Here is a 22,596-nt window from a genome sequence, read left to right as displayed (position 1 = left end):
CTACGGCGGCGGAGCAGGTCAAGGTGGAGGCATGGGCGGTGGAGCAGGCCAAGGCAAAGGTTACGGCGGCGGAGCAGGTCAAGGTGGAGGCATGGGCGGTGGAGCAGGCCAAGGCAAAGGTTACGGCGGCGGAACCGGAGAAGGCCAAGGCAAAGGCTACGGCGGTGGAACTGGAGAAGGCAAAGGTAAAGGCTACGGTGGCGGAACCGGAGCAGGCCAAGGCAAAGGTAACGGTGGCGGAACCGGCAACGGTGGTAGCAATGGCAATGGAGGCGGAAAAGGCAACGGTGGCAGCAATGGCAATGGAGGCGGTAACGGCAACGGTAAGAACAATGAGGATAACGAAGGTACTGGAAAAGACTAATTGTACACAGGAGGTAAAACGCTTCGTCTCTTCATGGGGACGAAGCGATTTCCATGTAAAAGAGCTAACTTTAGTTAGTGTTAGAAGGAATTTGGCTAATGATATCATTAATCATGATTGCTATTTAATCAGGCAGGATATCAGAAAAAGTTCGAAGGAGGAAGAGCGATACACATTGCGAAAGACAAGTCAGTGTATCCAGGCCTGAAAGGATGCAAGCAGGTAACTGATCAAATGACAGAAAAGTACAACGATTGCGTGCAAGGAGGATTATGGTACATACCAGACCTTTTGAATATGAGCAAGACGAATTCTTTATTTGGGAATTGTACTGTTCTACGAGAACCGAAGAAATGGCTCATTGGGGTTGGAGTGAGTCGGACAAGCTTGCTTTTTTACAGTCGCAGCATGCGATGCAGCAGAAATCATACCAGATGCAGTTTCCCGCTCAAAATCATCAAATCATTCTCCAAGCAGAACAGTCTATCGGTCGTATGATCACGGATGCGAGCGGAGATGCTTTGCATCTGGTAGATATTTCTTTGCTGGCTGCTTATCGGGGACGTGGTGTTGGTTCCGGCATTATTGGCAATCTGCAAAAAGAGGCGCAAGCTTTTCAATTGCCGATCCGTTTACGTGTCTTACAAGGGAATCCCGCCTTTCGCTTATATGAACGGCTCCATTTCATCGTGACAGACGCCACAGGGCTGTATATCCAAATGGAATGGAACCCACTTCTACAAAAATGACCAACCTGTTTGTTCGACAAGGGAAATAACTACGTTACATAAGGAGGAAGCAACATGGCAGAACCATTTATTGGAGAAATCAGGATGTTTGGAGGAGATTATGCACCACAAGGATGGGCTTTATGCGATGGTCAGCTATTATCCATTTCTGAAAACGACACGTTGTATAGTTTGATTGGAACCACATATGGCGGGAATGGACAAACGACATTTGGATTACCTGATTTACGAGGACGTATCCCGCTCAATCAAGGGACAAATCCCCGTACGGGAACTACCTACGTGATGGGTGGAAAAAATGGTGTGGAATCAGTCACCTTAACCGTCCGAGAGCTACCCGCGCATACGCATACCGTCCATGCATCATCGCAGCCAGGGACTCAGAATAGTCCTGCCAATGCTGTATGGGCAAAGAATGCGCAGCAATATTCAACGAATGCACCTGATGGATTAATGAACGCGTCCAGCTTGAGTAGTGTAGGTGGGAATCAGCCGCACAATAACTTGATGCCGTTTACGGTTATTAATTTCATCATTGCCCTGTATGGGATCTATCCTTCACAAAATTAACATTCAAATCGAACAGGAGGATTTTACATGGAACCATTTCTTGGAGAAATTCGCTTTTTTCCATTTGCATTTGCGCCAAAGGGTTGGGCCTTGTGTAATGGTGCGGTGCTGGCTATTAACAGAAACCAGGCACTGTTTTCCTTGTTAGGGATTTCTTATGGGGGGAACGGGACAACCACGTTTGCTTTACCAGATTTAAGAGGCCGCGTCCCCGTTCATCAAAACAGTCTACCGGATCGCCCAATCGTAACGCTTGGAATGTCAGCCGGCGAAGAAAACCATGTACTAACGACAAACGAGATACCTGCACATACCCATACAGCAACCGGATCGAATGCAGATGCCAATGAGAAAATAAGTACTGGGAAATACTGGGCGAAAGCTTCTGCCGCAACCTATGGGACAACCCCGGATACTACAATGAGCGAGACTGCATTGCAAACGGTAGGAAATAGTGCAGCTCATAATAATATGCAGCCGTATTTAGTCGGGAATTTTTGCATCGCGATTCAAGGGATTTACCCGTCAAGAGACTAGAGGAGGTACTATCATATGGATCCGTATATTGGGGAAATTCGTATTTTCGGAGGCAACTTCCCGCCGAGGGACTGGGCTTTTTGCAATGGACAATTAATCTCGATCGCTTCCAATCCTGTATTGTATTCGATAGTGGGAACGAAATATGGTGGAGATGGCAAAACCACATTCGCGCTTCCCAACTTAAGAGGCACAGCCCCGATGAATCAGGGGGAAGCACCTGGCTTGACACCGCGTGTGGTAGGTGAGACGGGTGGTGCAAGCAGCATAACGCTGTTGCAAAGCGATATTCCGGCGCATACCCATGTTCCAAATGTGTGCTCAACGCCAACAGAGGCAACGCTAGCAGGGGCGAAATGGTCTTCCACGGTTGGCCGGGGAGCTGTCATTCCTTACTCCAACACGAGTGATGGGACACAGCTTAGCTCGCAAGCAATCGGCACCACAGGCGGGACTCAACCTCATAATAATATGCAACCTTATCTCGGACTCTCGTTCATTATTTGTGTGAGAGGCGGAAATTTTCCGGTGAGAGGATAGAAATCGTATCTTGGACGCCCGATGCCGTGTAGCAGGAGGCGTCTTTTTCGAATGACAGTCACAGCCCTTCTTCCATCTTTTCCTACTTTTCGTATTCTTCTTGCGAGACGTATGCATTATAATGGATATGTCCGTGATACTAAACGATCGCTTGATGCAGAACGATCGCAGAGGATGAAGCAGATGACGAAGATAGAAATACTGAAAAGCATGTTGACGAGCGATCAACGCAATGCGCCAGTGTGGCTGTTACTAGGGTTAGAGCATGCTGAGCAGGGGGATCGTACGGAGGCTTTACAGGCTTTTACGCAGGCTCTTGCCTATGGAAATGAAGCGATGAAGGAAAAAATTGTGATCGAGCTCAACAAGCTACAAAAGGGATCCCCATACTCGCGGACGTTAAAAGGGATCAACCAGAAAGATTCCTCCACATATACAACGATGGTTGCACCTAAGATACGCGTCATAGAAGGGGGCAAAGGAAAGACCACCGCGAAATCGGTTCAGCTCCTCGAGAAAGCCACAGGTTTTGTAATGGTCGGAGGGCTTGGACGAGTAAAAGAGGCAATCTCTCAAAGACTCCTACAGCCTATGTCGCAACGGTTGTATCAAAAGAAAAGTACCATTTTACTTTACGGACCATCGGGGTGCGGAAAATCTTTGTTAGCAAAAGCAACCGCAGAAGAATGCCAGGCTCATTTTTTATCCATGGCCAATACAGGAGGTCGAGGTATGTATACATCATCGAACAGCCCGCTGAACATCCAAAGCTTGCTGGCAACAGCTCCTGCCAATAAACCGTTTCTGTGCTTTTTGGATGAACTGGACGCTTCCAGCCATTACGAAGAGCAAGCCACCCCCTACAATAGGCAGGGGGGCGATTCCAAATGGATACAGCAGATAGCAGAGGCAGGCCAGTACGACGAACGATTCGTCCTGATGGGCGCAACCAACGTTCCATGGGAATTGGAGCCTTCCTTGCTCCGAGCGGCCGGTTTTGATCACTGGATTTTTGTCGGACCACCGGATCGGCAAGCACGGGAGGAGATTTTTCGCTTAAAACTAGAAGGTCGTCCTTCTGAGATGCTCGATTATGACCAATTGGCTGGATGGACAGAGTTTTATTCGGGGGCAGACATCGAGTATGTCGTGGAGCTAGCGACGGAGCAGGTATGGCATGATATCGTAACAAAAGGGATCGATCGCCCGATTCAGATGAGCGATCTGCGGGAGGCCATTGCAGCTACATATCCGACAACTATTGAGTGGTTGAGGACTTTGAAAGAACATTTGAAACAGGTGGATTACAACGGAATTTATGATGAAGTGTGGGACTACTTGTCTCTTCATAGTAGAATCTAGTATCAACCATAAGACTGTCGGCTCGCTGTAAGGCTGCGGTCTTCTTTTTTTGACGTAAATGTTCGAATATTGACTCAATATAGTCTTTTTTGTACGCTGAGTATAAGCACGAATAGTTGTTAGAAGGTGGAGGATCTGCAATGAAAATATTTGATATATCACGTCCGCTCTTGGCTGGCATGCCGACCTGGCCAGGAGACACTCCCTTTCAATACGTTGTAAACTGGCCCAAAGCAGAGAGTGGATCAGTCAATGTCGGTAAATTAACAATGAGCGTACATACAGGCACACATGTGGATGCTCCGTTCCATTTCGATGATGATGGCCGAAAGATGGCTGCATTGCCATTGGACCTGTACATGGGAGAGGCAAGAGTGGTAGAGATTACTGGACGTTCCAGCATTGGCCCGGAGGATTTTGCCCAGGTTGATCTGGAGGGGGTGGAACGCTTGCTGCTCAAAACATTATCATGGAGCGACCCTGAGCATTTTCCATCAACGATCTGTCATCTGCATGCGGACTTGCCGGCGTTCCTCGCCAAAAAAGGCATTCGGTTGATCGGAGTCGATGTCCCATCTGTCGACCCGTTGGACAGCAAGGAACTGGCTGCTCATCATGGGCTTCATCAGCATGATATTCATATTTTGGAGGGGCTTCTGCTCGATCATGTCGAACCGGGTGATTACGAATTGATCGCTCTGCCGCTGCTTTTGATGGAGGCAGATGGGAGTCCGGTACGTGCAATCTTGCGTCGTTCTTAAGGATGCATATTGATAAAGCAGTGATTTTCTCGAATAATAACAGTGTAACTACAAAACCATCATCACGGCGTACGTATGAAGGGAATGAAAAAGTAGATGGAAGCGATGACCTTTGTCCTTTTTGGCGCGACAGGAGATTTAGCAAAACGCAAAATTTTCCCTGCGCTTTTTAACTTATATGTAGATCAAAAGTTGCCTGCTGCCTTTTCGATTATCGGTGTGGGGAGAAGGGCATTGTCTGATGACGAATTTCAGAAATCTGTTCACCAGTCTGTCCATGAATTTTCTCGTCGCGCCCAGATTGATTCCCGCGAGCTAGATGCTTTCTTGTCTGCTTTTCGCTATGCGGAAGTAGATGTCATGGAACCGGATGCTTATGAAACGTTACATGATCTGGTCCTTCAAAGAGAGCAAGAGCTGCAGATTCCGCAAAACCGGATGTTTTACTTGTCAGTAGCCCCGCAATATTTCGAGGGAATTGCTACCAATGTCAAGGCCAGCGGACTCGGTTCAACGACAGGCTGGAAGCGTCTGATCATTGAAAAACCGTTTGGACATGATTTGCAATCCGCCGAAGAATTGAATGAAAAACTGGGGAAAGCATTTTCGGAAGAAGAAATTTATCGTATTGACCATTACTTAGGAAAGCCGATGGTCCAAAACCTCGAGGCTCTCGAATTTGCGAACCCGGTCTTCCAGGCACTCTGGAACAATCAGTACATCGCCAACGTGCAAATTACGGCTAATGAAACGGTCGGCGTCGAGGATCGGGCTGGCTATTACGAACCGGCCGGAGCACTGCGCGACATGCTCCAAAATCACATGCTGCAAATGCTCATGATCATCGCTATGCAGCTTCCGAAGCGGATCACGTCCGCCCATATCCGCGAAGAAAAGCGCAAAGTGATGGCAGCCGTACGTCCGATGAAGAAAGAAGAGGTCCGCACTCAGGTCATTCGCGGTCAGTATAGCGCAGGACGTATTCAAGGAACACCTGTGGCTGGCTACAGGGACGAGCCTGGTGTCGATCCAGTTTCGATGACAGAAACGTATATTGCCACTCGTGTCTGGATTGATGACCCGTTTTGGCAAGGGGTACCTTTTTATATTCGCACCGGAAAAAGACTGCAAGAAAAATCAACCAGGATCGTCATTGAGTTCAAAAATCCGCACGAAAAGCTCTATCAGGAACAAAATGAAACGACGTCGCCTAATTTGTTGATCATAAGCGTGAATCCGAACGAAGGTATTGCCTTGCAGGTAAATAGTAAGAATCCGACAAATAGCGGTAAGATTGAGCCGGTGACGGTAGATTTCAGTGCAGGGACAAAAGACGTGCCAGAAGCGTACGAGCTACTCTTGTTCGATGCACTCCGAGGGGATTCCACCTACTTTGCGCATTGGGATGAGGTCCGGCTATCGTGGGAGTGGGTGACACCGATTTTGGAAGCTTTCGCTGAAAATCTGGTGCCTCTCTTTACGTACGAAGCTGGCTCGTTCGGACCAAAGGCCGCTGAGCAATTGCTTGCAGCGGACGGATTCGTGTGGTGGCTGGATAAGGTCGAAGTACGAGTGCCTGTCACCACAGCGAGATAGACAAAAAAAGAAAAGGGAGCGGATGAGATGCGATTTGGCGTAATCGGAACGAATTGGATTACCGAGGAATTTATCCAGGCTGGTCAAGAGGTAGAAGGCTTTTCTCTTCAGGCTGTGTATTCACGTACCATCGAACGCGCCCAAGAAATCGCGGACAAGTACCACGCTCCATTCGCCTATAACAGCCTAGAAGAAATGGCTGCAAGCAAAAATATTGACGCGATCTATATTGCGAGCCCCAACTCCTGCCACGCTGAGCAAGCGATCCAATGCATGGACGCGGGGCTGCACGTATTGTGTGAAAAGCCACTGGCTTCCAATGCGAATGAGGTAGAAGCCATGATCGAAGCAGCTAGGAGAAATGACGTACTGCTCATGGAGGCTGTCAAATCTACGCTGTTGCCCAATTTTTTTACCATACAAGATAACCTGCACAAGCTCGGAAAAGTACGACGTTTTGTTGCTAGTAATTGCCAATATTCTTCGCGCTATGACGCTTATCGTGAAGGGAAGGTTCAGCGTGCTTTTGATCCTGCTTTTTCAAACGGAGCCTTGATGGATATCGGTATTTATTGTCTTTATCCGTTAATCATCCTTTTTGGCAGGCCAGACGACATCAAAGCAGAAGGAATCGTGCTTGATTCTGGAGTAGACGGAGAAGGCAGTATGCTTTTGAAATACAGAGAGATGGATGCAATCATTAGCTTCTCGAAAATTACGACCTCCTATCAGCCAGCTGAAATCCAAGGGGAGGACGCTACGATGGTGATCGATCGAATTAACCATCTTAAAGAAGTGGACATTCGTTACAGGGACGGACGAATCGAGCAAGTGACAAGGCCTCAGACGCCGAAGACCATGCATTATGAAATAAGAGAATTCCTTCACTTGGCAAGTATAGGGGCCAGACAGTCTCCTACGAATTCGCATGAAGTCTCCAAAACGGCCACGCAGGTCATGGATGAAGCGAGAAGACAGATGGGAATTGTGTTTCCAGCGGATCGTAAAATTCAGTAGGCAAAAGGGAGGGCGTTTGAGATGAAAATGTATGACGTAACCGCCACCGTGTACGAAGGAATGACAGTTTATAAAAACAAGCCGGAAAAACAGCCGAAAATACGTACGTCTACCAATGGCTATGTAACAGAATCGAGAATCGACATGGACCTTCACTCTGGTACCCATGTGGATGCGCCCTTGCATATGGTGAATGCTGGCGATACATTTGAAAGTATTTCATTGGAGAAGCTGGTAGGCAGTTGCAAGGTTCTCGATCTTACAGCGGTAGAAGACAGGATCACTCGCTTCGACTTGGAGAGCTTTGATCTTGCGCCAGGAGATTTTGTCCTGTTTAAAACGAAAAACTCTTTTGAAGAGGCGTTTTCCTTTGAATTCATCTTTCTGTCAGAGGAAGGTGCACAATATTTAAGTGAGCTGGGTGTACGAGGCATTGGTACCGATGCACTTGGAATCGAACGCAGCCAGGAAGGGCATCCCACACATAAAAAACTGTTTGCGGCTGGAGTGATTGTGGTGGAAGGCTTGCGGTTAGCAGAGGTCCCGGCAGGCGAGTATTTCTTGGTGGCAGCACCACTGAAGCTGATTGGCACGGATGCAGCTCCGGCAAGGGTTCTTTTGTTCGAAGGCTTACAAAGCGTATGATGGTAACGGTCACCCGCCTGCGAAGATCAGGCGGGTGCGTTCGTATTAGTGAATCCTTGTTTGGCATGGAGTGCAGGGTGGTATCATTTGTCTATCCATAATGAATGACAAGGAGTGGAAAATACATGCTCAGACGACCAGAGCGCGATGAATACGCTGCTTATTTTGATTATTATGTTGGACTTGTACCTGAAGGGGATCTGCAAATGATCCTCATGCAACAAGGAGAGAGGCAAGTCAGGCTATTTTCGTCACTTGCTCCTGAGCAAATGGATTATCGGTATGCTCCAGGCAAGTGGACGGTAAAAGAGGTTTTAGGTCATCTCGTCGATACAGAACGCATCATGAGCTATCGTTTGCTGAGAATCGCGAGAGGAGATCAAACGCCCCTCGTCGGTTTTGATGAGAATACTTTTGTAGAACAGGCGTGTTTTCAGCAGAGAGAGCTCTCAGATCTATTGGAAGAGTACAAGGCTGTTCGTGCTTCCACTATCGCGCAGGTGCGAGGAATCTCTCCAGAAGCGTGGTTGCGTACGGGACTTGCCAACGGAAACAAGCTATCTGCAAGGACGTTGGCCTATGTGATTGCTGGACACGAAGCTCACCACAGTGCCATTTTGAAAGATCGGTATTTGAGGTAGGTCTTACGAACCGATTTTGCTTGAACAAGAAGACAAATGCCCAGAGCCTCTCCGCGTTTGCCGGCAACAGCTGGACGAATATTTTTCCGGTAAGAGACAGTCCTTTTCTGTTCCCCTTTGGATGAAAGGAACAGACTTTCAGAAAACAGTCTGGCACGCATTGACCACGATTCCCTATGCGCACAAGATTACGTACACAGAGCTAGCCGCGTTGATTGGGAAGGAAAATGCGGTACCATGCCACAGAATTATTGGATCAAACGGGAGTTTAACAGGATATTCGGGAGGATTGTGGCGAAAGGAATGGCTACTGGCCCACGAACAATGCTCGCACAACAAGGAAAAATAAGGTAAAATCTGAGGGTAGTAGTGAGAAGGTACAATTTCATAGGTGGAAACAGGTTCCTTAGGGCATAACCAATTTGCCACAAGGATAATAGGGAAGCTCGGTGCAAATCCGACACGGTCCCGCCACTGTAAGAGGGGAGTCAGCGTCCAACAAGCCACTGGTCTATCAAAGTAGACGGGGAAGGCGACGCTCGACGATGAACCCTAAGTCAGGAGACCTGCCTGTTTCGACAACACTGATAGACCTACGGGAGATAGGGAGGTGTTAGAGATGGCTTGCAAAAAACAGCGAGTGGACAAGTACGTCCCTCCTTTTCTGGCATTTTCTAACGATCGTCACGGTCGAGCGGAAAATGCTCTTTTTATTTTGGGCAGAATAAAAGAAGAGGAGGTCGTGCCATGATTCAACTTTTCATTTGCCAATGGTGCGGATATGTCGAGGAAAAAGAGCTGCCTGAGGAATGCCAGGAGGGCGTGCTTCATTGCACTTGCTGCAGCATGGAAGAGGTAGAAAGCTTGTTCACCCACAACTGAAAACCTTGCCCAATTCGCTTGCAATCTGAAAAGAAAGAATTTTGTTGACGCTTGCCTTGGAATTTCTTAGAATAAAGCTCAACAGCATAAATAGTTCTTATCCAGAGAGGTGGAGGGTCTGGCCCGATGAAGCCCGGCAACCGTTGCATATTGCGACAAGGTGCCAATTCCTGCGAGACGTTTCGTCTCGAAAGATAAGAAGCGGGTTACTCCATTTGTAGATGAACCTTCTTCTTATCGAAGAAGGTTTTTTTAATTTCATATTTTCTTTATCCAGAGAGGTGGAGGGACTGGCCCGATGAAGCCCGGCAACCGTCACGTATATTTTGTGACAAGGTGCCAATTCCTGCAGGACATATACGTCCTGGGAGATAAGGAGGGGGAGCATTAGCTGCTAACAAGCCTTCTTCTTATCGAAGATGGCTTTTCTTTTTATCTAAAATTCGGGGTATGAGGTGGTCAGGATGAGTGCAGAAGTAGTGCGCGTGGGATTATTGGGATTGGGAACCGTGGGGGGAGGCGTAATCAAAACGATCCGTTCGCAACAGGAGAAGCTGGCTGCTCGCTTAGGAAAGCGGATCGAGATCGTCAAAGCATTGGTGCGTGACTCGGAAAAAGAGCGTGCGATTTATGTCGACCCTGCTTTACTGACAACAGACTTTGAGGATGTATTGAGAAGCGATGTGGATATCGTGGTGGAAGTCATGGGCGGTGTAGAACCTACCTATGACTACGTCCGTGCTTTGATTGAAAAGGGCTGCCATGTGGTAACTGCCAACAAAGAACTCCTGGCGAAAAGAGGAACGGAGCTAGTCGATTTGGCCAATCAGCATCAAGTGCATCTTGCCTATGAAGCGAGTGTGGCAGGGGGCATCCCGATCTTGAGCGTACTGAGACAGTTCCTTCGCACGAACGATATTCAAGGGGTTCGCGGTATTCTCAACGGAACAACGAACTTCATTTTGACGAAAATGGAGGCAGAGCAGCTCTCTTACCAGGAGGTGCTCAAGCAAGCGCAGGAGCTGGGCTATGCGGAAGCAGACCCTCGATCTGATGTAGAAGGTTTTGACGCTATGTACAAGTTATATATCTTGGCACAGCTTGTTTACGGAGAATCGCTGCCTTTAGCGGATGTTGTTCGCAAAGGGATTGCAGATTTGTCAGCAGGTCACATTCGGATTGCGAGCGAGCTGGGGTACCGGATCAAACTGATCGCGCAGGCTTATCAAGCTGAAAAAGGAATTCGCCTGTCGGTTGAACCAACTATGCTTCCGCTGAGCCATCCGCTGGCGCAAATCCACGACGCATTTAATGCTGTTCAGCTATCCGGCAACATCGTGGGAGACTTGTTGTTTACAGGAAGAGGGGCAGGAGAGCTCCCTACAGCAAGTGCTGTTGTCGAGGATTTGGCCTATTTATTGACGCAGCCATTCACACCGCATCCTACTTGGAAAGAAAAAACGGCTGACAAAGCTGGCGTCACATTGGACTCGACAGAACGTGTCCTCTGTTATCTTGAGGGCTCATGCCATACTGCTACGCCAGAGCGCGTCCTGCATTTCCTTCAGCAAGCAGGAGTAAACGTGCATAAGCTTAAAGTTCAATTTGATTTGGGGGGCGTCTTGCGCGTAGGTTTAATCGTGACAGGGATCAGTGAAGAGCACGAGTCCCTATTGAAAAATGATTTTGGCTTGGCCGTGCGCTGCTTCCCTGTTCTCGAATCTGCGTAAGTAAGCGGAATAAAAAGAAAAGCCGTATTTCTAGTTAACTGGAAACACGGCTTCTTTTGTCAGGGGGCAGTCTCCACCGCTTTTACACGTGGCTGCACACGCCCATCACTTTGTATGTCGACACTCTCTGAAATGGATTCAATGCGTTTTAGAAGGGCGGCGCCATTGCTTTCATTCATCGGTACGGCTTGTCCCAATTCTGCGTGAAACGGAAGCATTGTCAGCTCACAATCACCGCTTTTCGTACAGCTTGCTTGCAGGACCATCGTCTCCCATGTCTTGGGCTCGGTTGATCGTGTGAAAATGAAATTGCCGAGACTGTACGCAATCCATTTGTCGTTGTATCGTTCAAAGCCTTGAAGGACGTGGGGATGACCACCGACGATCAAATCTGCACCAGCATCGATGTATGCACGAGACAACTCTTTTTGATGATCGACAGGATAATCGGAGCGTTCCTTGCCCCAGTGTGCAATCACTACAACGAGATCCGCTTGGCTATTCGCATCTTGGATCGCTTTCACTGCCAGTGTAGGATCATAGGAAGCGGCCATACCTGGCTGGGAATCCCTTGCAAACCAGCTCGTTTCGGGAATAACCCTGCTGAAGCCGAGAATCGCGATCTTGATTCCATTCTTTTCTATGAAGATAGGTGAATAGGCACGGCTGGCATCCTTACCTGCGCCGACGTATTCAATCCGGTTTTCGTCCAAAGCGTCAAAGGTATCGAGCAATCCCGGAACCCCTTGGTCCATGGAATGATTATTGGCGAGATTCACGACATCAATCCCAGCGTTTTTCATGGCAGGAACAGCAAGTGGCGACGACTTGTAGACATACGCCTTGTTTTGTGCAGCAACACCTGTGGCGGTAATCGGCGTCTCCAGATTGGCAATCGTGATATCATCTTGCAAAAAGAGTGAGCTTACATGCTTGTATGGGTAGTCATAGCTGTTTGCGAGTAAGGTCTTCTCTACATTCCCTGACATCATAATGTCACCGACAAAGGTGAGCTGCACAGAAGACTTTGGGTTCACGGTATTGTCAGGAGCAGGCTGCGTGCTCGGGTTGGCATGTTCTCCATCCATGGCTGATTGGAACAGGTAGTAGGTTCCGACGACGAAGATAGCTAACACGCTAAATAGGAGCGTGCTTTTTCCAGTCCGTACCCATTTTCTACGTGATTGCTTGCGCCGAGTTTTTCTCCGGCTTGATCTAGTCTCGTTCATTTTTCCCCCTTGTATTTCTATCCTTACATAAATGAATTTTGATATCCTATAAGTAATACGAAAAGAGGCGAAAAAAGGTGCGATTAACTTTTGATCATTTGGTTCATTTTGTGCAGCGAACGCCACAGGAAGCATCGGAACAATTTTGCCAAGCAGGTTTTCATGCGGTAGCTGGAGGGCGTCATGCGTCTTGGGGGACATGGAATAGCCTTAGTTATTTTGGACTTTCTTATGTTGAATTTTTGGCGGTCGAAAACAAGGTGCTTGCTCGACAATCAGACAATACGCTCGTGCGTCAATGCATCGAGGATGAGGCAAAGGGAGAAGGATTTGGTCAGATTGCGCTTCGGACGAACGAGATGGATGTGTGGGTAGAGCGTTTGCGAAGCCAAGGTTTGCAGGTTACTGGACCTGTTGCGGGGAGTCGTACTCGTGATGATGGCACGACGCTTCGATGGCGGATGCTGTTCCTTGAAGATGCAACTAGTGCCCTCTTACCGCCATTTCTCATTGAATGGTCGCAAACGGATGAAGAGAGAATAGAAGATTTGACAAATCGTGGCATCATTGACGCACATCCGAACGGTGCAGCCCATCTCGAGTCTGTAGGCTATGCCGTGACGGATCTGGAAGAAGCAACAGCACGTTGGCAAAGCTGGTTTGGATGGAAGAGGGGCGAAAAGTTCCACGATAAAGAACTGGGAGCCATCTGTCACGTATTTGAGATTCCGGGTGGAAATGTAGTGCTTTGCCAACCGACAGGGGAGGGATTGGCGCAATCGGCCTTGCAAGATCGCGGGCAAAGTCCGTTTTTTGCGAAAGTGTCAGGTCTAGGCAAGGAAAGCGAGTCTAAAATTTGTGGTGGAACATACTTTCTAACCACGCTGGAATAGACGTTAGAGCAAATGGAGGCGTACATATGGGATCCCCCCCGACATATTGTGTCCGCAGCAGCGATTATCATCAATGAGAGTCAGGAGATTTTGTTGATCAAGGGTCCGCGAAGAGGATGGGAAATGCCTGGTGGTCAAGTAGAGGAGGGCGAATCTCTTGCACAGGCAGCCATTCGAGAAACGAAGGAAGAGTGCGGCTTGGATATAGAAGTGACGAAGTTTTGCGGTATGCTTGCGAGAAGAAGAGCATCCGTTTTATGTGGCGTTTTAAGAAAAAAACCACCTCGCATTGGAGGTGGTTTTCTACTAGGTGCCAAACGTCTTTTTGGTTAAATTCCGATACATCACCAGCATCGCGATACGCCAAGGTACAAGCATACCGAATGCGAGCAAGAAGAACAGTCCACCCGTTTGAATCGGTGTAAAGCTATCATTGATCGCCAGTTTAATAATCAGCCGGATGACCAACAGACCGATCAAAATGAAGAAAAACGCACGGGACCGTTTCAAATACACGTCTTGCCCAATGATTTCGAAGCGTGATGTCATAATCAACGGAATCGAAAAGATTAGCCCAACCACAAAGGCAGCAATATCAAACTTGGGCGGTAATTGTGCCTCGGGTAACAAGAACATGGCAAACCCTGTCGCCATAAAGAATGGTGGCAAAATAATGCTTTTTGCAGAAGCCGGCTTTTTTTGCCGACGCATTCTCACAAAGATCACTGCAATAGCCATCACGAGAGGCAGCAGGATTCCCAAAATGGGAGAGGAAAGGATCTGCATGGAAAAACGCCTCCATAAGTGTTCAACATACTTTCACTAGTGTACACCAAAGCATGGTCTGTGGGAAAGCGTTTGTCAGGTTTGTTACATTCCGAGACTAGGCAGCTGCCTCATCGTGGGAGCGTACATCCAGCTTAAGCTTTTTACTGTATAAGAAAGTCAACAAGCCAAAGAGCATAGTCACCGAGCCGATGAAGATGAGGTAGCTGCTAATGCCGAGAAGGTCAAGCCCGACTCCGGTAATCGCGAGAGCCAACAAGAAAAATCCACGATCCAGCATGCTTTTGAATGAAAAGAATCGCCCTTGCTGGTGTGGAGGTAGGCGCTTCTGAAAAATCGTTGCGGTCACAGGGAAGAAGAAAGCGACGACAAAGCCGAACAAGGAGAAGGAAGCAAGCACCATGAATTTGTTATCGGCTAGTGACATGCCAAACTGGGAAAGCGCGAAGAAAAAGAGCATGACGGTGGACGCTGCCACGAGGTTTCTGCGGCCTATCCAACGCTTTGCCAAGAGACCTCCAATCAAAATGCTGATCCCTTCTGCTGCATAGATCCATCCCATGAGCTGAGGTTCCTGTTGTAGCTCGCTAAAGTTCAAAATCATCAGGTTCAGACCGCCAAGGAACAAGGTAATCAACCCGTTATTAATCAATCCGACAAACAAGGCCGGGTCCTGTCGCGAGATCGTCAGTACTTCGCGGAACTCCACTTTTTCCTGAATCTTCCGAGAAGTGACTTGCGGAATGCGGAGAAAGAGTGTGACGACAGCGAGTACAGCGTACGCGATGATGGAGCATACATACAGCATGGACAGGTCCATGGAGGCAACGAGTATACCGCCGATTGCCGTTCCTCCAATGCGCGAGAGGGTAGAGATATTCAAATATGCGCTGTTCGCCTTGAGTAACTCGTCCTGGGAAAGGATGGCTGGCAAGGAAGCCTGCACGGTCGGAAAATAAAACGCAGCAGAGCATTGCATCACGATCAAAGATACGATCATCCACAGAAGAGAATCGTTTGCAAGAGCCGGGAACATGAAGACTGGGCTGAGTGTTCGGACCAAGCTGGCAAACAGCATGATCTTGCCTTTGTCGTACATGTCAATCACCACACCTGCTTTAGGGGCGAGGAGAATGCTGACCACCAATCCACACATCAGAATCAAGCCCTTCACCGTATCAGAAGGAACGAGTTTCTGCATGAATGCAAGATTGGCAATAATCGAAATCCACATGCCCGCTCCCGCGACAATCTCTCCGCTCATTAAAAGCAGAAAGGTACGATTACGCCATAACATGAGAGCCACTCCAAACATTCGTTAGATAGGTAAAAATTTGAACCGATCCATTCATTTTGATGAAAAACGATTTCTCTAGTATAGCATTCATGCAAACGCTTGTATATTTATTGTCATTGTGGGTATTCTTCGTATTCATAACGGACAAACTAACGCAATACTGCGGCCAGTACGCCCAAAAGGAGCTATTCGTAAATGGCCCGAAAACGGACGTTGCTACTGTTGATCGTGTATGGATTTGCTGCGACACTCACGATCTTTTATGGACTGGTGGAAAAGCATAGCGTGATTGTCACGTTCTTTTCTTTTCATGTGCTCGTTTGCATTTGTATCCCCGTCATTCACGGATGGTGGGAAGGAGATTTGCGAAAGCACTGGCGTTTAGCCTGGGGAAGTTTTGAATGGCAGGGTACTTTATACGGACTGGCATTTGGCGTTCTTATGTTGACTGGAGTGCTGGCTGGGCTTTGGTTACTCTTGCAGGAACCGGGAAGACATGAAACCGTTCGAACAGGTATGGAAGCGTGGGGGATTGAACGCCGCTGGATTTGGGGTTTTTCCTTCTACCTCGTTTTCATTAACTCGCTGCTGGAAGAGTTGTTTTGGCGAGGCTTCGTATTACAGCGGTTGCGCGCATCCTTATCCTGTTTGATGTCCATTTTTCTTTCCAGCTTTTTTTATTCCTTGTATCACCTGATTATCTCTACGATCCTATTTGGTTTTCGAAACGGCTTGTTAATTACATCCATGGTTTTTGGAGCAGGGCTGATTTGGGGATGGACGAAAGGAATATTTCCTTCGATTTACCCAAACTGGATTAGTCATTTGTTCGCGGATTTGGGCCTCGCACTAGCTATGGTTCTCTGGATTTATTGACCGGATAGGAGGGGAAACGAATGCTGGCGATTCATGAAGAAACGAGACTTCGCAAGCGATTGCTCAGTATACTTCGGCAAAACAGTGAAGCATTTCAACTCTACTACGATACGTATGGTTATACCCCGATCGAGCCGTTGCTGGATTATCTTCATACGCTGAAAGGGTGCGAATACATAACCCGGCACGATCTTCATCAAGTCGTTGAATTCGATCCGGAGCGGAGTATCGAATGGGACGGAGGAGCACTCATTCGAGTGACCTACGGATTTTTGCCCTCGATTGCAAAAAGCAGGCTTATCGAGATCGTACCACCTGACGTTCTTTATTACGGAACACATCGAAAGTTATGGAGACAAGTACTCACTGGCGGCCTGTTGCCGATTGCCAGTGAGTATGTGCAGCTTGCGGAAAGACCGGAGCAAATTGGAGAGCCGACAGACACATTGCGCCTTGTCACCGTGAATGCAAAGGATGCCCATGAAGCCGGCATTTGCTTTTACCGAGTGGGTGCGCACTATTGTTTGAGCAATGCTGTGCCCCCCAGTTATTTGCAGATGTACACCGATTAGTTCGACTGGTTGTTTCGGCGTGCTTCGCGCATTTCCAACTGGTGCTGACGTTCTGCCAAGACGTCGCTTCGATCCCTCAGGGAATGCTTATTCAGCAAGTAGGCGTCTTGCATATCGCTATCTCGATGTTCAGGGTGATTTTGCATCGTACAAGCCTCCTGATACGCTTGTTTCAAAGCATCGGACATGGGCAAGGAAAGGCTTCGGTAGGGCTGACCATTTTTCATTTCCGTCAAGCGCTCTTCAAGCAGGCTCGCCAGATTGGCGCTTTCCAACCCAAGCTTTTCAATATCTAGATGATGCTTTTTGACAAGGGAAATGGCGCTTGTGAGCATTTTGATAGCACCTGACTGATTCCCGCGTCTCTGGTGATAAAGAGCGACGGAGATTTGAATCAAACCAACCCACACTGGCTGTCGCTCTTGTGAAGGAGCGCTTTTCCAATACTCCTCCAGAATCTCATGACACTCGAAATAATCGCGTTCTACATGAAACTGGATCAAATAATCCAGATACGGTTGCGGATACATGGTGGCCTTCACCTCACTGCTTGGTTTTCAATGGTTCGTTTATGTACTATTATAAAGCATAGAGAGTAGAAAATGAGGTGTAAAACCATTTATGACAAGAGATGAACTCGTAGCCGTATTGGAAAAAAAGCGAATGACCGAAATCATAGAACTGATCGAGGACGCTGAACAGGGAGATCTGGAAGAGCTCGAACTCGTGGAAAGCCTGGGTTTGCTCATGGATCAGGAGTTGAACAAAGAAGTCCTTTCGTTATTGGAAAGCTTGGGTGTCACCATCATTTACTTGAGTGGCGATGAAGAAGACGAAGAGGAAGAAGACGACGAAGACGACGACAATTAGTAAAAAAGAGAACCAACCTTGTGCATGGTGCCAGGTTGGTTTTTGCATTCCTTACTTTTGCGTCCATACGCGATTTTTATTTCGTGTAGCGGGGAATTTTTCCCCTCTCGAAAGCTCGATGATCATCGGGTCCTGCACACTTGCACCGGACTCACCAATCTCCATGTATACGGCATTTTTCGGAGACTTTTCTCCTTCACGAAAACGGCTGTGTTCTCCCACGAAGGCACCTTCTTCCTAAGGAATTGTCATCTGAATTAGTATGACCCGGTACGGAGGCTTCATGCCCTCCCTTCTATTGACGTTAGATTTTGAATTCCTATACGATCATTTTAATTACTTTTGGAGAGGTGAATTCATGCTACGTTTGACCTTGAAAAAGGAATCAAATATATCTTATCACGAGCAATTATTCCAACAAATTTCCTCCTCAATTCGAAGCGGTGAGCTTCCCTCCCAAGAGCATTTGCCAACGGTTAGGGAGTTGGCGGCACAGTTGAAAATCAATTACAACACCGTTCGTAGCGTGTATTTGCGCCTCCAGCAAGAAGGACTGGTTGATTGTCGGCAAGGCAGGGGGACAATCGTAAGCAATAGCGCAGGTGATGGGCTATTGACACGTAATCCGATCCATCTAGCTTTACTCGCCAAAGAAACCATTCATAAAGTAAAAGCACTGGGCTACAGCATGGATGAATTCTCGCGCGTCTTGTCCTGTGTCTTGCAAGAAATCAATCAGTTTCCGGTTCTTTTTTTGCGGTTCACAGAGCTGGAGGTCACTGAATATATGCGTTTGGTGCAGTACCATCTTCCGAGTGTAATGGTCGAAGGGAGAACCATCGAGGATTTTTCCCAGCAGGTAGAATGTGATTCCAATTTTTTGCAACAATACAAAGCCATCGTTATCCCACCTTGCGTTAACCTGAAACTCCCGAAGGATGCTCCTCCTGTCGTTAGCCTTGATTTTATCCCGGACCCGACCACGGTGATCCCTGCCATGGAGGCCTACCCACGAAATACGAAAGTCGGGTTGATCTGTGCGACCATACGAGGTGGTGCGGGGATGATCAATGATCTCTACAACGCAGGTATTACGCATTTAGATATTCGGACCATAGAAGCGAACCATGCCGAAGTGTTTGATTTGATTACGACTTGTGACGTCGTGTATATTTCTAAGCCTGGCTATATGGTGAAACCTCATTTGCTGACGTTGCCAAAAGTAAAGGAATTTCAAGAGATCCCTGACCACCATGGTATTAATGAGCTGCGCAAGCTCGTTACCCATTAAGTTAGATGAATGAATAGCCTACGAGACATCCGCTGATTTTGACTAGTGTATAGACTTCTGTCCATGCCGATATGTCTTCACCTACATACCTTGTAGATGTAACGAACAGGAAGGGGTGAGGTTAATGAGTTGCGGATGCAGAAGATCTCGTCGCAGATGCTTTAAATGCTGCGAAAAGAAAGTGTACAGAAAGCATTGCTTCTACAAGCCACACTACAAAACCCATTGTAAACCATACGGTCGTAGTGGGGGACACGGACATTGTGGCGGTTATGGCCACTTTGGCGGAGGGTACGGCGGTTTCGATGGTTACGGCTCCTCTCATGGTGGCGGGTACGGCGGCATGTACGGCGGCATGTACGGTGGAAGTCACGAGAGTAAGTATTAATAGAGAAAGGCGCCGTGGTGGCGCTTTTTTCGTTTTTTCGCAAGTTTTGAGCAATTTGTCGTACAATAGTGGAAAAGGATTAATGGAGGTATGGATATGCAATTCCTGAATGGGAAAGAGGAACGAATGTGGGCGATGATTGTACATTTATCTGCCTTCCTTGGTTTTATCGTTCCGTTCGGCAATGTACTAGGACCTTTAATCGTATGGTTGATCAAGCGTGAAGAGGGAGCCTTTTTTTATGAGCATGGAAAAGAGGCACTGAATTTTAGCATCTCGGTGACGATTTATGCCGCTATTTCAAGTTTGTTGATCATCATTTTTATCGGCGCACTATTATTGGGAGCCCTCTTTATCTTTTGGGCGATCTTCGTTATTATCGCTGCGGTGAAGGCGAATGAGGGAAAAGAATTCCGTTACCCGCTCACTCTCCGTTTGATTAAATAACCTCCTTGGGAAAGTCGTTCCACTTGGGACGGCTTTTTGTATTTATTTGAATTTTCTATTAAAAAAGAGGGTGAACAACCGTTCATCTCGAATTACAAGAGAGTGTAATCGGTGAAGGGGGAGTCAAATCATGTTGACGGGAGTGACGATAGTTGATTTTTCTCGCCATCTTCCAGGTCCGATTTGTACGATGCGCCTGGCTGATTTGGGGGCAGAGGTCATCGAGGTGGAACCGTTTCACGACAAAGCTCACTCACCAATAACCAGGCCTACTCATCCTGAAGTTAGAGAGACGGGAGCGTTTTACCTGCGTTCACATCGCAATCATAAAAGTATTTCCTTGAATTTGCGGACGAATGAGGGAAAAGCGCTCGCGTTTGCTCTGGCCAGACAGGCTGATGTCGTGGTGGAAAGCTATCGACCAGGTGTGATGCGACATTTGGGTCTTGATTACGATCGCCTGTGGGAGATGCACCCTGCAGTCATTTATTGCTCTGTGACGGGCTATGGACAAAGCGGGGAGCTTTACCAAATAGGGGGGCATGACTTGAATGTCCAGGCAGTAAGCGGATTTCTCTCGCTGGTTCGCGATCTAGAAGGCAAACCTGTCGTTGCTGATATTCCTCTTTCTGATTATGCGCTTGGGTTGTATGCCAGTGAACAAATATGCGCGGCGCTTGTTCAAGGTGCGCGGACAGGGCGAGGAGCTTATTTGGATGTTTCTTCGGCTGACTTGTTTAGTTCTTGGACGGGGCTGCATGCACTGTTTATGTCATACAGCTCTTCGATCGGAAGGGAGACTGGGAGAGGGAGCTTGCTGGCTTATCAGGTCTTTGAGACGGCAGACGGTCAGTATGTCGCACTAGCTGCGTTGGAAGAAAAGTTCTGGTTCAATTTTTGCCGCGCGGTAGGAAGAGCAGACTGGGAGCTATGCCACCGAGCTAGCGTTGCCGAGCAGCCAGAAGTATTTGAAGATATGAAAGCACTGTTTCTGTCCAGAACCCAAGCCGAGTGGAGTGAGCTGGGCAGTGAAGTGGATTGCTGCCTGACTGCTGTGGAAGATTGGGAAAACTGGGCAGACAATCCGTACGTTGCGAACAGAGAGATAGCCTATACGCTTCCTTATTTGGAAAAGAAGGCGCCCGATCGAGAGGGGAGCTACGCGCATCGTTACAGGGCGGAGAGGTTGTCACCCCCATGGCACACCGATTACACGTACGAGCTGCTCAAACGCAAACTGAACCTCACAGAGGAGGATTTGAGCAGGCTGCAGAAGCAAGGGGTTATTCCTGCCGCTTCTTCTTAGGAAAGGGTGAGAAAAATGATGGAACAGGATCATAATGTGCAACTGATTGTAACAAAAGCTGGTGGAATCTGCACGATTACGCTCAACAGACCACATGTCCTCAATGCGATGACAGTTGAAATGTTTTCCCTTTTGCAGGACACTTTCGCAAAAGTAGCAACAGATGAGGAGGTCGATGTGCTTATTTTGCGGGGAGCAGGGGGAAATTTTTGCTCCGGCGCTGATTTGGGCGTGTTGACTGCACGGACGGATAAGAGTGACGCTGATCAATCGTTGACGATCATTAATGATTTCATCACCAACTTGCATCAAATGCCAAAGCCTGTTATTGCGGTCATCGAGGGAGTAGCCGTCGGAGCCGGACTCAATCTCGCGTTGCATGCTGATTTTGTCATTGCGACGGAAGATGCCCTTTTGCAGGAGCCTTTTGTCCAGATCGGTCTGACAACGGATTTTGGCGGGACATACCTTTTGCCGAGGCTTGTTGGTACGGCGTGGGCAAAGCGGCTCGCACTGCTTGGAGAAAGAATTACAGGGAAAAAAGCGGAGGAAATCGGCTTGATCTATCGAGCGGTAGAAGCCAGTCAAGTCGAAAGTGAGGTTGAAAAATTGGTTGCTGCGGTACGTCGCCTGCCGAAACAGGCGTATGCCGTAACAAAAGAAGGGTTGGGACGCTGCCAGGCAAACGGCCTAGAATATGCACTGGCCTGGGAAAAGCAACAGCAGCCGTCCCTCATCGCACGTCCTGAATTTCAGACACTTGTACAAGCGAAGCTGAAGCGGACGTAGCGATTTATTTTGGCAGTGGGATCTTTAGTTCATGAATGCGTTGTCCTGTCGCTGCACTTTCCTCGAACAAAGAGAGCACAGGTGATTTTACGCCCGGGTCCAGCTTGAGATCGATGGAAAAGCTCCCCCAATCGGGAGCGCCCATGCTTGCTGTCACAAAGCTGTTTGCCAATGTTTTGTCTCCGTCCGTTACGACGAATCGTACGTTGGCTTCGTTCACGCGGGCTTCACCCTTGATGGTATATTGCCCTTCGCCTGTTTTGGTGATCGTAATTTTCCGAAACGATTCATTCTCGTATCGTCCCTTGTCCTCGCCAACAGGATGAGAATGCGTGCTGGCAGATGCAGAGGGAATGATGGTGGGGAATGATACAGCAGTCAAGGTGATGGCGAGTAAGCAGGTTGTCAGCATGTTTGATGGAAGTCGCATGGTTTTCATTCCTTTCATTCATGTTCCT

The 22,596-nt window shown here is 48.0% G+C and carries 29 protein-coding genes, 1 pseudogene and 3 riboswitches; of the genes and pseudogenes, 24 read left to right on the top strand and 6 right to left on the bottom strand.

Annotated elements, in window-relative coordinates:
* From ACFYU8_RS07635 to ACFYU8_RS07565, 15 genes are all read left to right on the top strand, one after another.
* The coding region (locus ACFYU8_RS07635) for a hypothetical protein (protein ID WP_391365575.1) at window positions 1–364 on the top strand (364 nt) is incomplete at its 5' end.
* Window positions 365–636: 272 nt separating this feature from the next.
* Window positions 637–1,113: a GNAT family N-acetyltransferase gene (locus ACFYU8_RS07630; RefSeq protein WP_390294325.1), complete on the top strand. Its 477-nt coding sequence runs from the start codon at window positions 637–639 to the stop codon at window positions 1,111–1,113.
* 54 nt (window positions 1,114–1,167) lie between these two features.
* Window positions 1,168–1,683: a phage tail protein gene (locus tag ACFYU8_RS07625; RefSeq protein ID WP_390294327.1), complete on the top strand. Its 516-nt coding sequence runs from the start codon at window positions 1,168–1,170 to the stop codon at window positions 1,681–1,683.
* Window positions 1,684–1,710: 27 nt separating this feature from the next.
* A complete protein-coding gene (locus tag ACFYU8_RS07620; RefSeq protein ID WP_390294329.1) occupies window positions 1,711–2,220 on the top strand; it encodes a phage tail protein in 510 nt (169 codons plus the stop codon).
* A 15-nt stretch (window positions 2,221–2,235) separates the two neighbouring features.
* Entirely contained in the window at window positions 2,236–2,760 is a 525-nt protein-coding gene (locus tag ACFYU8_RS07615; RefSeq protein ID WP_390294331.1) for a phage tail protein, read from the top strand.
* A gap of 183 nt (window positions 2,761–2,943) precedes the next feature.
* Window positions 2,944–4,122 (top strand): ATP-binding protein, encoded by a 1,179-nt coding sequence (locus ACFYU8_RS07610; RefSeq protein WP_390294333.1) that lies wholly within the window; start codon window positions 2,944–2,946, stop codon window positions 4,120–4,122.
* 140 nt (window positions 4,123–4,262) lie between these two features.
* On the top strand, window positions 4,263–4,883 hold the full coding sequence (gene kynB / locus ACFYU8_RS07605; protein ID WP_390294335.1) for an arylformamidase: 621 nt from the start codon (window positions 4,263–4,265) through the stop codon (window positions 4,881–4,883).
* Between the two features lie 96 nt (window positions 4,884–4,979).
* On the top strand, window positions 4,980–6,479 hold the full coding sequence (gene zwf, locus ACFYU8_RS07600; RefSeq protein WP_390294337.1) for a glucose-6-phosphate dehydrogenase: 1,500 nt from the start codon (window positions 4,980–4,982) through the stop codon (window positions 6,477–6,479).
* A 27-nt stretch (window positions 6,480–6,506) separates the two neighbouring features.
* Window positions 6,507–7,496 carry a Gfo/Idh/MocA family protein gene (locus ACFYU8_RS07595; protein WP_390294339.1) on the top strand — a complete coding sequence of 330 codons (990 nt, stop codon included), beginning with the start codon at window positions 6,507–6,509 and terminating at the stop codon, window positions 7,494–7,496.
* Window positions 7,497–7,517: 21 nt separating this feature from the next.
* Complete coding sequence (locus tag ACFYU8_RS07590) at window positions 7,518–8,141, top strand: cyclase family protein (protein ID WP_390294341.1); 624 nt, start codon at window positions 7,518–7,520, stop codon at window positions 8,139–8,141.
* 125 nt (window positions 8,142–8,266) lie between these two features.
* A complete protein-coding gene (locus tag ACFYU8_RS07585; protein WP_390294343.1) occupies window positions 8,267–8,782 on the top strand; it encodes a DinB family protein in 516 nt (171 codons plus the stop codon).
* A gap of 16 nt (window positions 8,783–8,798) precedes the next feature.
* On the top strand, window positions 8,799–9,131 hold the full coding sequence (locus ACFYU8_RS07580; RefSeq protein WP_390294345.1) for a methylated-DNA--[protein]-cysteine S-methyltransferase: 333 nt from the start codon (window positions 8,799–8,801) through the stop codon (window positions 9,129–9,131).
* Between the two features lie 33 nt (window positions 9,132–9,164).
* Window positions 9,165–9,370: riboswitch (cobalamin riboswitch) on the top strand.
* A gap of 31 nt (window positions 9,371–9,401) precedes the next feature.
* A complete protein-coding gene (locus tag ACFYU8_RS07575) occupies window positions 9,402–9,533 on the top strand; it encodes a hypothetical protein (protein ID WP_390294347.1) in 132 nt (43 codons plus the stop codon).
* Window positions 9,530–9,664 (top strand): hypothetical protein, encoded by a 135-nt coding sequence (locus ACFYU8_RS07570; RefSeq protein WP_390294349.1) that lies wholly within the window; start codon window positions 9,530–9,532, stop codon window positions 9,662–9,664. The genes ACFYU8_RS07575 and ACFYU8_RS07570 overlap by 4 nt, the downstream gene beginning before the upstream one ends.
* A gap of 94 nt (window positions 9,665–9,758) precedes the next feature.
* Window positions 9,759–9,865, top strand: a riboswitch (SAM riboswitch).
* A 65-nt stretch (window positions 9,866–9,930) separates the two neighbouring features.
* A riboswitch (SAM riboswitch) is annotated at window positions 9,931–10,042 on the top strand.
* Between the two features lie 86 nt (window positions 10,043–10,128).
* Window positions 10,129–11,394, top strand: coding sequence for a homoserine dehydrogenase (locus ACFYU8_RS07565; protein ID WP_390294351.1), 1,266 nt, complete (start codon window positions 10,129–10,131; stop codon window positions 11,392–11,394).
* A 59-nt stretch (window positions 11,395–11,453) separates the two neighbouring features.
* Here ACFYU8_RS07565 and ACFYU8_RS07560 read toward each other — a convergent pair whose 3' ends face one another.
* Window positions 11,454–12,623, bottom strand: coding sequence for a CapA family protein (locus tag ACFYU8_RS07560; protein ID WP_390294353.1), 1,170 nt, complete (start codon window positions 12,621–12,623; stop codon window positions 11,454–11,456).
* Between the two features lie 77 nt (window positions 12,624–12,700).
* Between ACFYU8_RS07560 and ACFYU8_RS07555 the strand changes: the two genes are divergently transcribed.
* Together ACFYU8_RS07555 and ACFYU8_RS07550 are read left to right on the top strand one after the other, a co-directional pair.
* On the top strand, window positions 12,701–13,516 hold the full coding sequence (locus ACFYU8_RS07555; RefSeq protein WP_390294355.1) for a VOC family protein: 816 nt from the start codon (window positions 12,701–12,703) through the stop codon (window positions 13,514–13,516).
* A gap of 12 nt (window positions 13,517–13,528) precedes the next feature.
* Window positions 13,529–13,748 (top strand): annotated as a pseudogene (locus ACFYU8_RS07550) (NUDIX hydrolase); the annotation flags it as partial.
* Between the two features lie 74 nt (window positions 13,749–13,822).
* Here the strand turns inward: ACFYU8_RS07550 and ACFYU8_RS07545 are convergent.
* Together ACFYU8_RS07545 and ACFYU8_RS07540 are read right to left on the bottom strand one after the other, a co-directional pair.
* Window positions 13,823–14,302: a CcdC family protein gene (locus tag ACFYU8_RS07545; RefSeq protein WP_390294357.1), complete on the bottom strand. Its 480-nt coding sequence runs from the start codon at window positions 14,300–14,302 to the stop codon at window positions 13,823–13,825.
* Window positions 14,303–14,399: 97 nt separating this feature from the next.
* A complete protein-coding gene (locus ACFYU8_RS07540) occupies window positions 14,400–15,599 on the bottom strand; it encodes an MFS transporter (protein ID WP_390294359.1) in 1,200 nt (399 codons plus the stop codon).
* Between the two features lie 195 nt (window positions 15,600–15,794).
* On the opposite strand from ACFYU8_RS07540, the gene ACFYU8_RS07535 reads away from it, so the two are divergent.
* Together ACFYU8_RS07535 and ACFYU8_RS07530 are read left to right on the top strand one after the other, a co-directional pair.
* Entirely contained in the window at window positions 15,795–16,475 is a 681-nt protein-coding gene (locus tag ACFYU8_RS07535) for a CPBP family intramembrane glutamic endopeptidase (RefSeq protein ID WP_390294361.1), read from the top strand.
* 20 nt (window positions 16,476–16,495) lie between these two features.
* Window positions 16,496–17,047 (top strand): RNA 2'-phosphotransferase, encoded by a 552-nt coding sequence (locus tag ACFYU8_RS07530; RefSeq protein ID WP_390294363.1) that lies wholly within the window; start codon window positions 16,496–16,498, stop codon window positions 17,045–17,047.
* On the opposite strand, the gene ACFYU8_RS07525 is transcribed toward ACFYU8_RS07530, so the two are convergent.
* A complete protein-coding gene (locus ACFYU8_RS07525; protein WP_390294365.1) occupies window positions 17,044–17,577 on the bottom strand; it encodes a DUF309 domain-containing protein in 534 nt (177 codons plus the stop codon). The genes ACFYU8_RS07530 and ACFYU8_RS07525 overlap by 4 nt on opposite strands.
* A gap of 91 nt (window positions 17,578–17,668) precedes the next feature.
* Between ACFYU8_RS07525 and ACFYU8_RS07520 the strand changes: the two genes are divergently transcribed.
* Complete coding sequence (locus ACFYU8_RS07520; protein WP_390294367.1) at window positions 17,669–17,917, top strand: hypothetical protein; 249 nt, start codon at window positions 17,669–17,671, stop codon at window positions 17,915–17,917.
* Window positions 17,918–17,968: 51 nt separating this feature from the next.
* On the opposite strand, the gene ACFYU8_RS07515 is transcribed toward ACFYU8_RS07520, so the two are convergent.
* A complete protein-coding gene (locus ACFYU8_RS07515) occupies window positions 17,969–18,139 on the bottom strand; it encodes a YjzC family protein (protein ID WP_007728413.1) in 171 nt (56 codons plus the stop codon).
* Window positions 18,140–18,275: 136 nt separating this feature from the next.
* On the opposite strand from ACFYU8_RS07515, the gene ACFYU8_RS07510 reads away from it, so the two are divergent.
* The 4 genes from ACFYU8_RS07510 to ACFYU8_RS07495 all read left to right on the top strand — a co-directional run bounded on the left by ACFYU8_RS07510 (window position 18,276) and on the right by ACFYU8_RS07495 (window position 22,138).
* On the top strand, window positions 18,276–19,208 hold the full coding sequence (locus ACFYU8_RS07510) for a GntR family transcriptional regulator (RefSeq protein WP_390294369.1): 933 nt from the start codon (window positions 18,276–18,278) through the stop codon (window positions 19,206–19,208).
* A gap of 484 nt (window positions 19,209–19,692) precedes the next feature.
* Complete coding sequence (locus ACFYU8_RS07505; RefSeq protein WP_106838751.1) at window positions 19,693–20,043, top strand: DUF4870 domain-containing protein; 351 nt, start codon at window positions 19,693–19,695, stop codon at window positions 20,041–20,043.
* A 130-nt stretch (window positions 20,044–20,173) separates the two neighbouring features.
* Window positions 20,174–21,349 (top strand): CaiB/BaiF CoA transferase family protein, encoded by a 1,176-nt coding sequence (locus ACFYU8_RS07500; RefSeq protein ID WP_390294373.1) that lies wholly within the window; start codon window positions 20,174–20,176, stop codon window positions 21,347–21,349.
* 18 nt (window positions 21,350–21,367) lie between these two features.
* Window positions 21,368–22,138, top strand: coding sequence for an enoyl-CoA hydratase/isomerase family protein (locus ACFYU8_RS07495; protein ID WP_390297187.1), 771 nt, complete (start codon window positions 21,368–21,370; stop codon window positions 22,136–22,138).
* A gap of 4 nt (window positions 22,139–22,142) precedes the next feature.
* On the opposite strand, the gene ACFYU8_RS07490 is transcribed toward ACFYU8_RS07495, so the two are convergent.
* The gene (locus ACFYU8_RS07490) at window positions 22,143–22,586 is read right to left on the bottom strand and encodes a Gmad2 immunoglobulin-like domain-containing protein (RefSeq protein WP_390294375.1); all 444 of its coding nucleotides are present in this window, start codon (window positions 22,584–22,586) and stop codon (window positions 22,143–22,145) included.
* Between the last annotated feature and the right edge of the window lie 10 nt (window positions 22,587–22,596).

Source organism: Brevibacillus sp. NPDC003359, from assembly GCF_042878995.1.
Classification (GTDB): domain Bacteria; phylum Bacillota; class Bacilli; order Brevibacillales; family Brevibacillaceae; genus Brevibacillus.
Note: the sequence above shows the minus strand (reverse complement) of the source record. Positions and strands in the feature narration are given on the sequence as shown.

Bases quoted from the DNA above. Each gene is read 5' to 3' on its own strand.
- ACFYU8_RS07630 (WP_390294325.1), top strand. From the start codon at position 637: ATGGTACATACCAGACCTTTTGAATATGAGCAAGACGAATTCTTTATT.
- ACFYU8_RS07625 (WP_390294327.1), top strand. From the start codon at position 1,168: ATGGCAGAACCATTTATTGGAGAAATCAGGATGTTTGGAGGAGATTAT.
- ACFYU8_RS07620 (WP_390294329.1), top strand. From the start codon at position 1,711: ATGGAACCATTTCTTGGAGAAATTCGCTTTTTTCCATTTGCATTTGCG.
- ACFYU8_RS07615 (WP_390294331.1), top strand. From the start codon at position 2,236: ATGGATCCGTATATTGGGGAAATTCGTATTTTCGGAGGCAACTTCCCG.
- ACFYU8_RS07610 (WP_390294333.1), top strand. From the start codon at position 2,944: ATGACGAAGATAGAAATACTGAAAAGCATGTTGACGAGCGATCAACGC.
- kynB (WP_390294335.1), top strand. From the start codon at position 4,263: ATGAAAATATTTGATATATCACGTCCGCTCTTGGCTGGCATGCCGACC.
- zwf (WP_390294337.1), top strand. From the start codon at position 4,980: ATGGAAGCGATGACCTTTGTCCTTTTTGGCGCGACAGGAGATTTAGCA.
- ACFYU8_RS07595 (WP_390294339.1), top strand. From the start codon at position 6,507: ATGCGATTTGGCGTAATCGGAACGAATTGGATTACCGAGGAATTTATC.
- ACFYU8_RS07590 (WP_390294341.1), top strand. From the start codon at position 7,518: ATGAAAATGTATGACGTAACCGCCACCGTGTACGAAGGAATGACAGTT.
- ACFYU8_RS07585 (WP_390294343.1), top strand. From the start codon at position 8,267: ATGCTCAGACGACCAGAGCGCGATGAATACGCTGCTTATTTTGATTAT.
- ACFYU8_RS07575 (WP_390294347.1), top strand. From the start codon at position 9,402: ATGGCTTGCAAAAAACAGCGAGTGGACAAGTACGTCCCTCCTTTTCTG.
- ACFYU8_RS07570 (WP_390294349.1), top strand. From the start codon at position 9,530: ATGATTCAACTTTTCATTTGCCAATGGTGCGGATATGTCGAGGAAAAA.
- ACFYU8_RS07565 (WP_390294351.1), top strand. From the start codon at position 10,129: ATGAGTGCAGAAGTAGTGCGCGTGGGATTATTGGGATTGGGAACCGTG.
- ACFYU8_RS07560 (WP_390294353.1), bottom strand. From the start codon at position 12,623: ATGAACGAGACTAGATCAAGCCGGAGAAAAACTCGGCGCAAGCAATCA.
- ACFYU8_RS07545 (WP_390294357.1), bottom strand. From the start codon at position 14,302: ATGCAGATCCTTTCCTCTCCCATTTTGGGAATCCTGCTGCCTCTCGTG.
- ACFYU8_RS07540 (WP_390294359.1), bottom strand. From the start codon at position 15,599: ATGTTATGGCGTAATCGTACCTTTCTGCTTTTAATGAGCGGAGAGATT.
- ACFYU8_RS07535 (WP_390294361.1), top strand. From the start codon at position 15,795: ATGGCCCGAAAACGGACGTTGCTACTGTTGATCGTGTATGGATTTGCT.
- ACFYU8_RS07530 (WP_390294363.1), top strand. From the start codon at position 16,496: ATGCTGGCGATTCATGAAGAAACGAGACTTCGCAAGCGATTGCTCAGT.
- ACFYU8_RS07525 (WP_390294365.1), bottom strand. From the start codon at position 17,577: ATGTATCCGCAACCGTATCTGGATTATTTGATCCAGTTTCATGTAGAA.
- ACFYU8_RS07520 (WP_390294367.1), top strand. From the start codon at position 17,669: ATGACAAGAGATGAACTCGTAGCCGTATTGGAAAAAAAGCGAATGACC.
- ACFYU8_RS07510 (WP_390294369.1), top strand. From the start codon at position 18,276: ATGCTACGTTTGACCTTGAAAAAGGAATCAAATATATCTTATCACGAG.
- ACFYU8_RS07505 (WP_106838751.1), top strand. From the start codon at position 19,693: ATGCAATTCCTGAATGGGAAAGAGGAACGAATGTGGGCGATGATTGTA.
- ACFYU8_RS07500 (WP_390294373.1), top strand. From the start codon at position 20,174: ATGTTGACGGGAGTGACGATAGTTGATTTTTCTCGCCATCTTCCAGGT.
- ACFYU8_RS07495 (WP_390297187.1), top strand. From the start codon at position 21,368: ATGGAACAGGATCATAATGTGCAACTGATTGTAACAAAAGCTGGTGGA.
- ACFYU8_RS07490 (WP_390294375.1), bottom strand. From the start codon at position 22,586: ATGAAAGGAATGAAAACCATGCGACTTCCATCAAACATGCTGACAACC.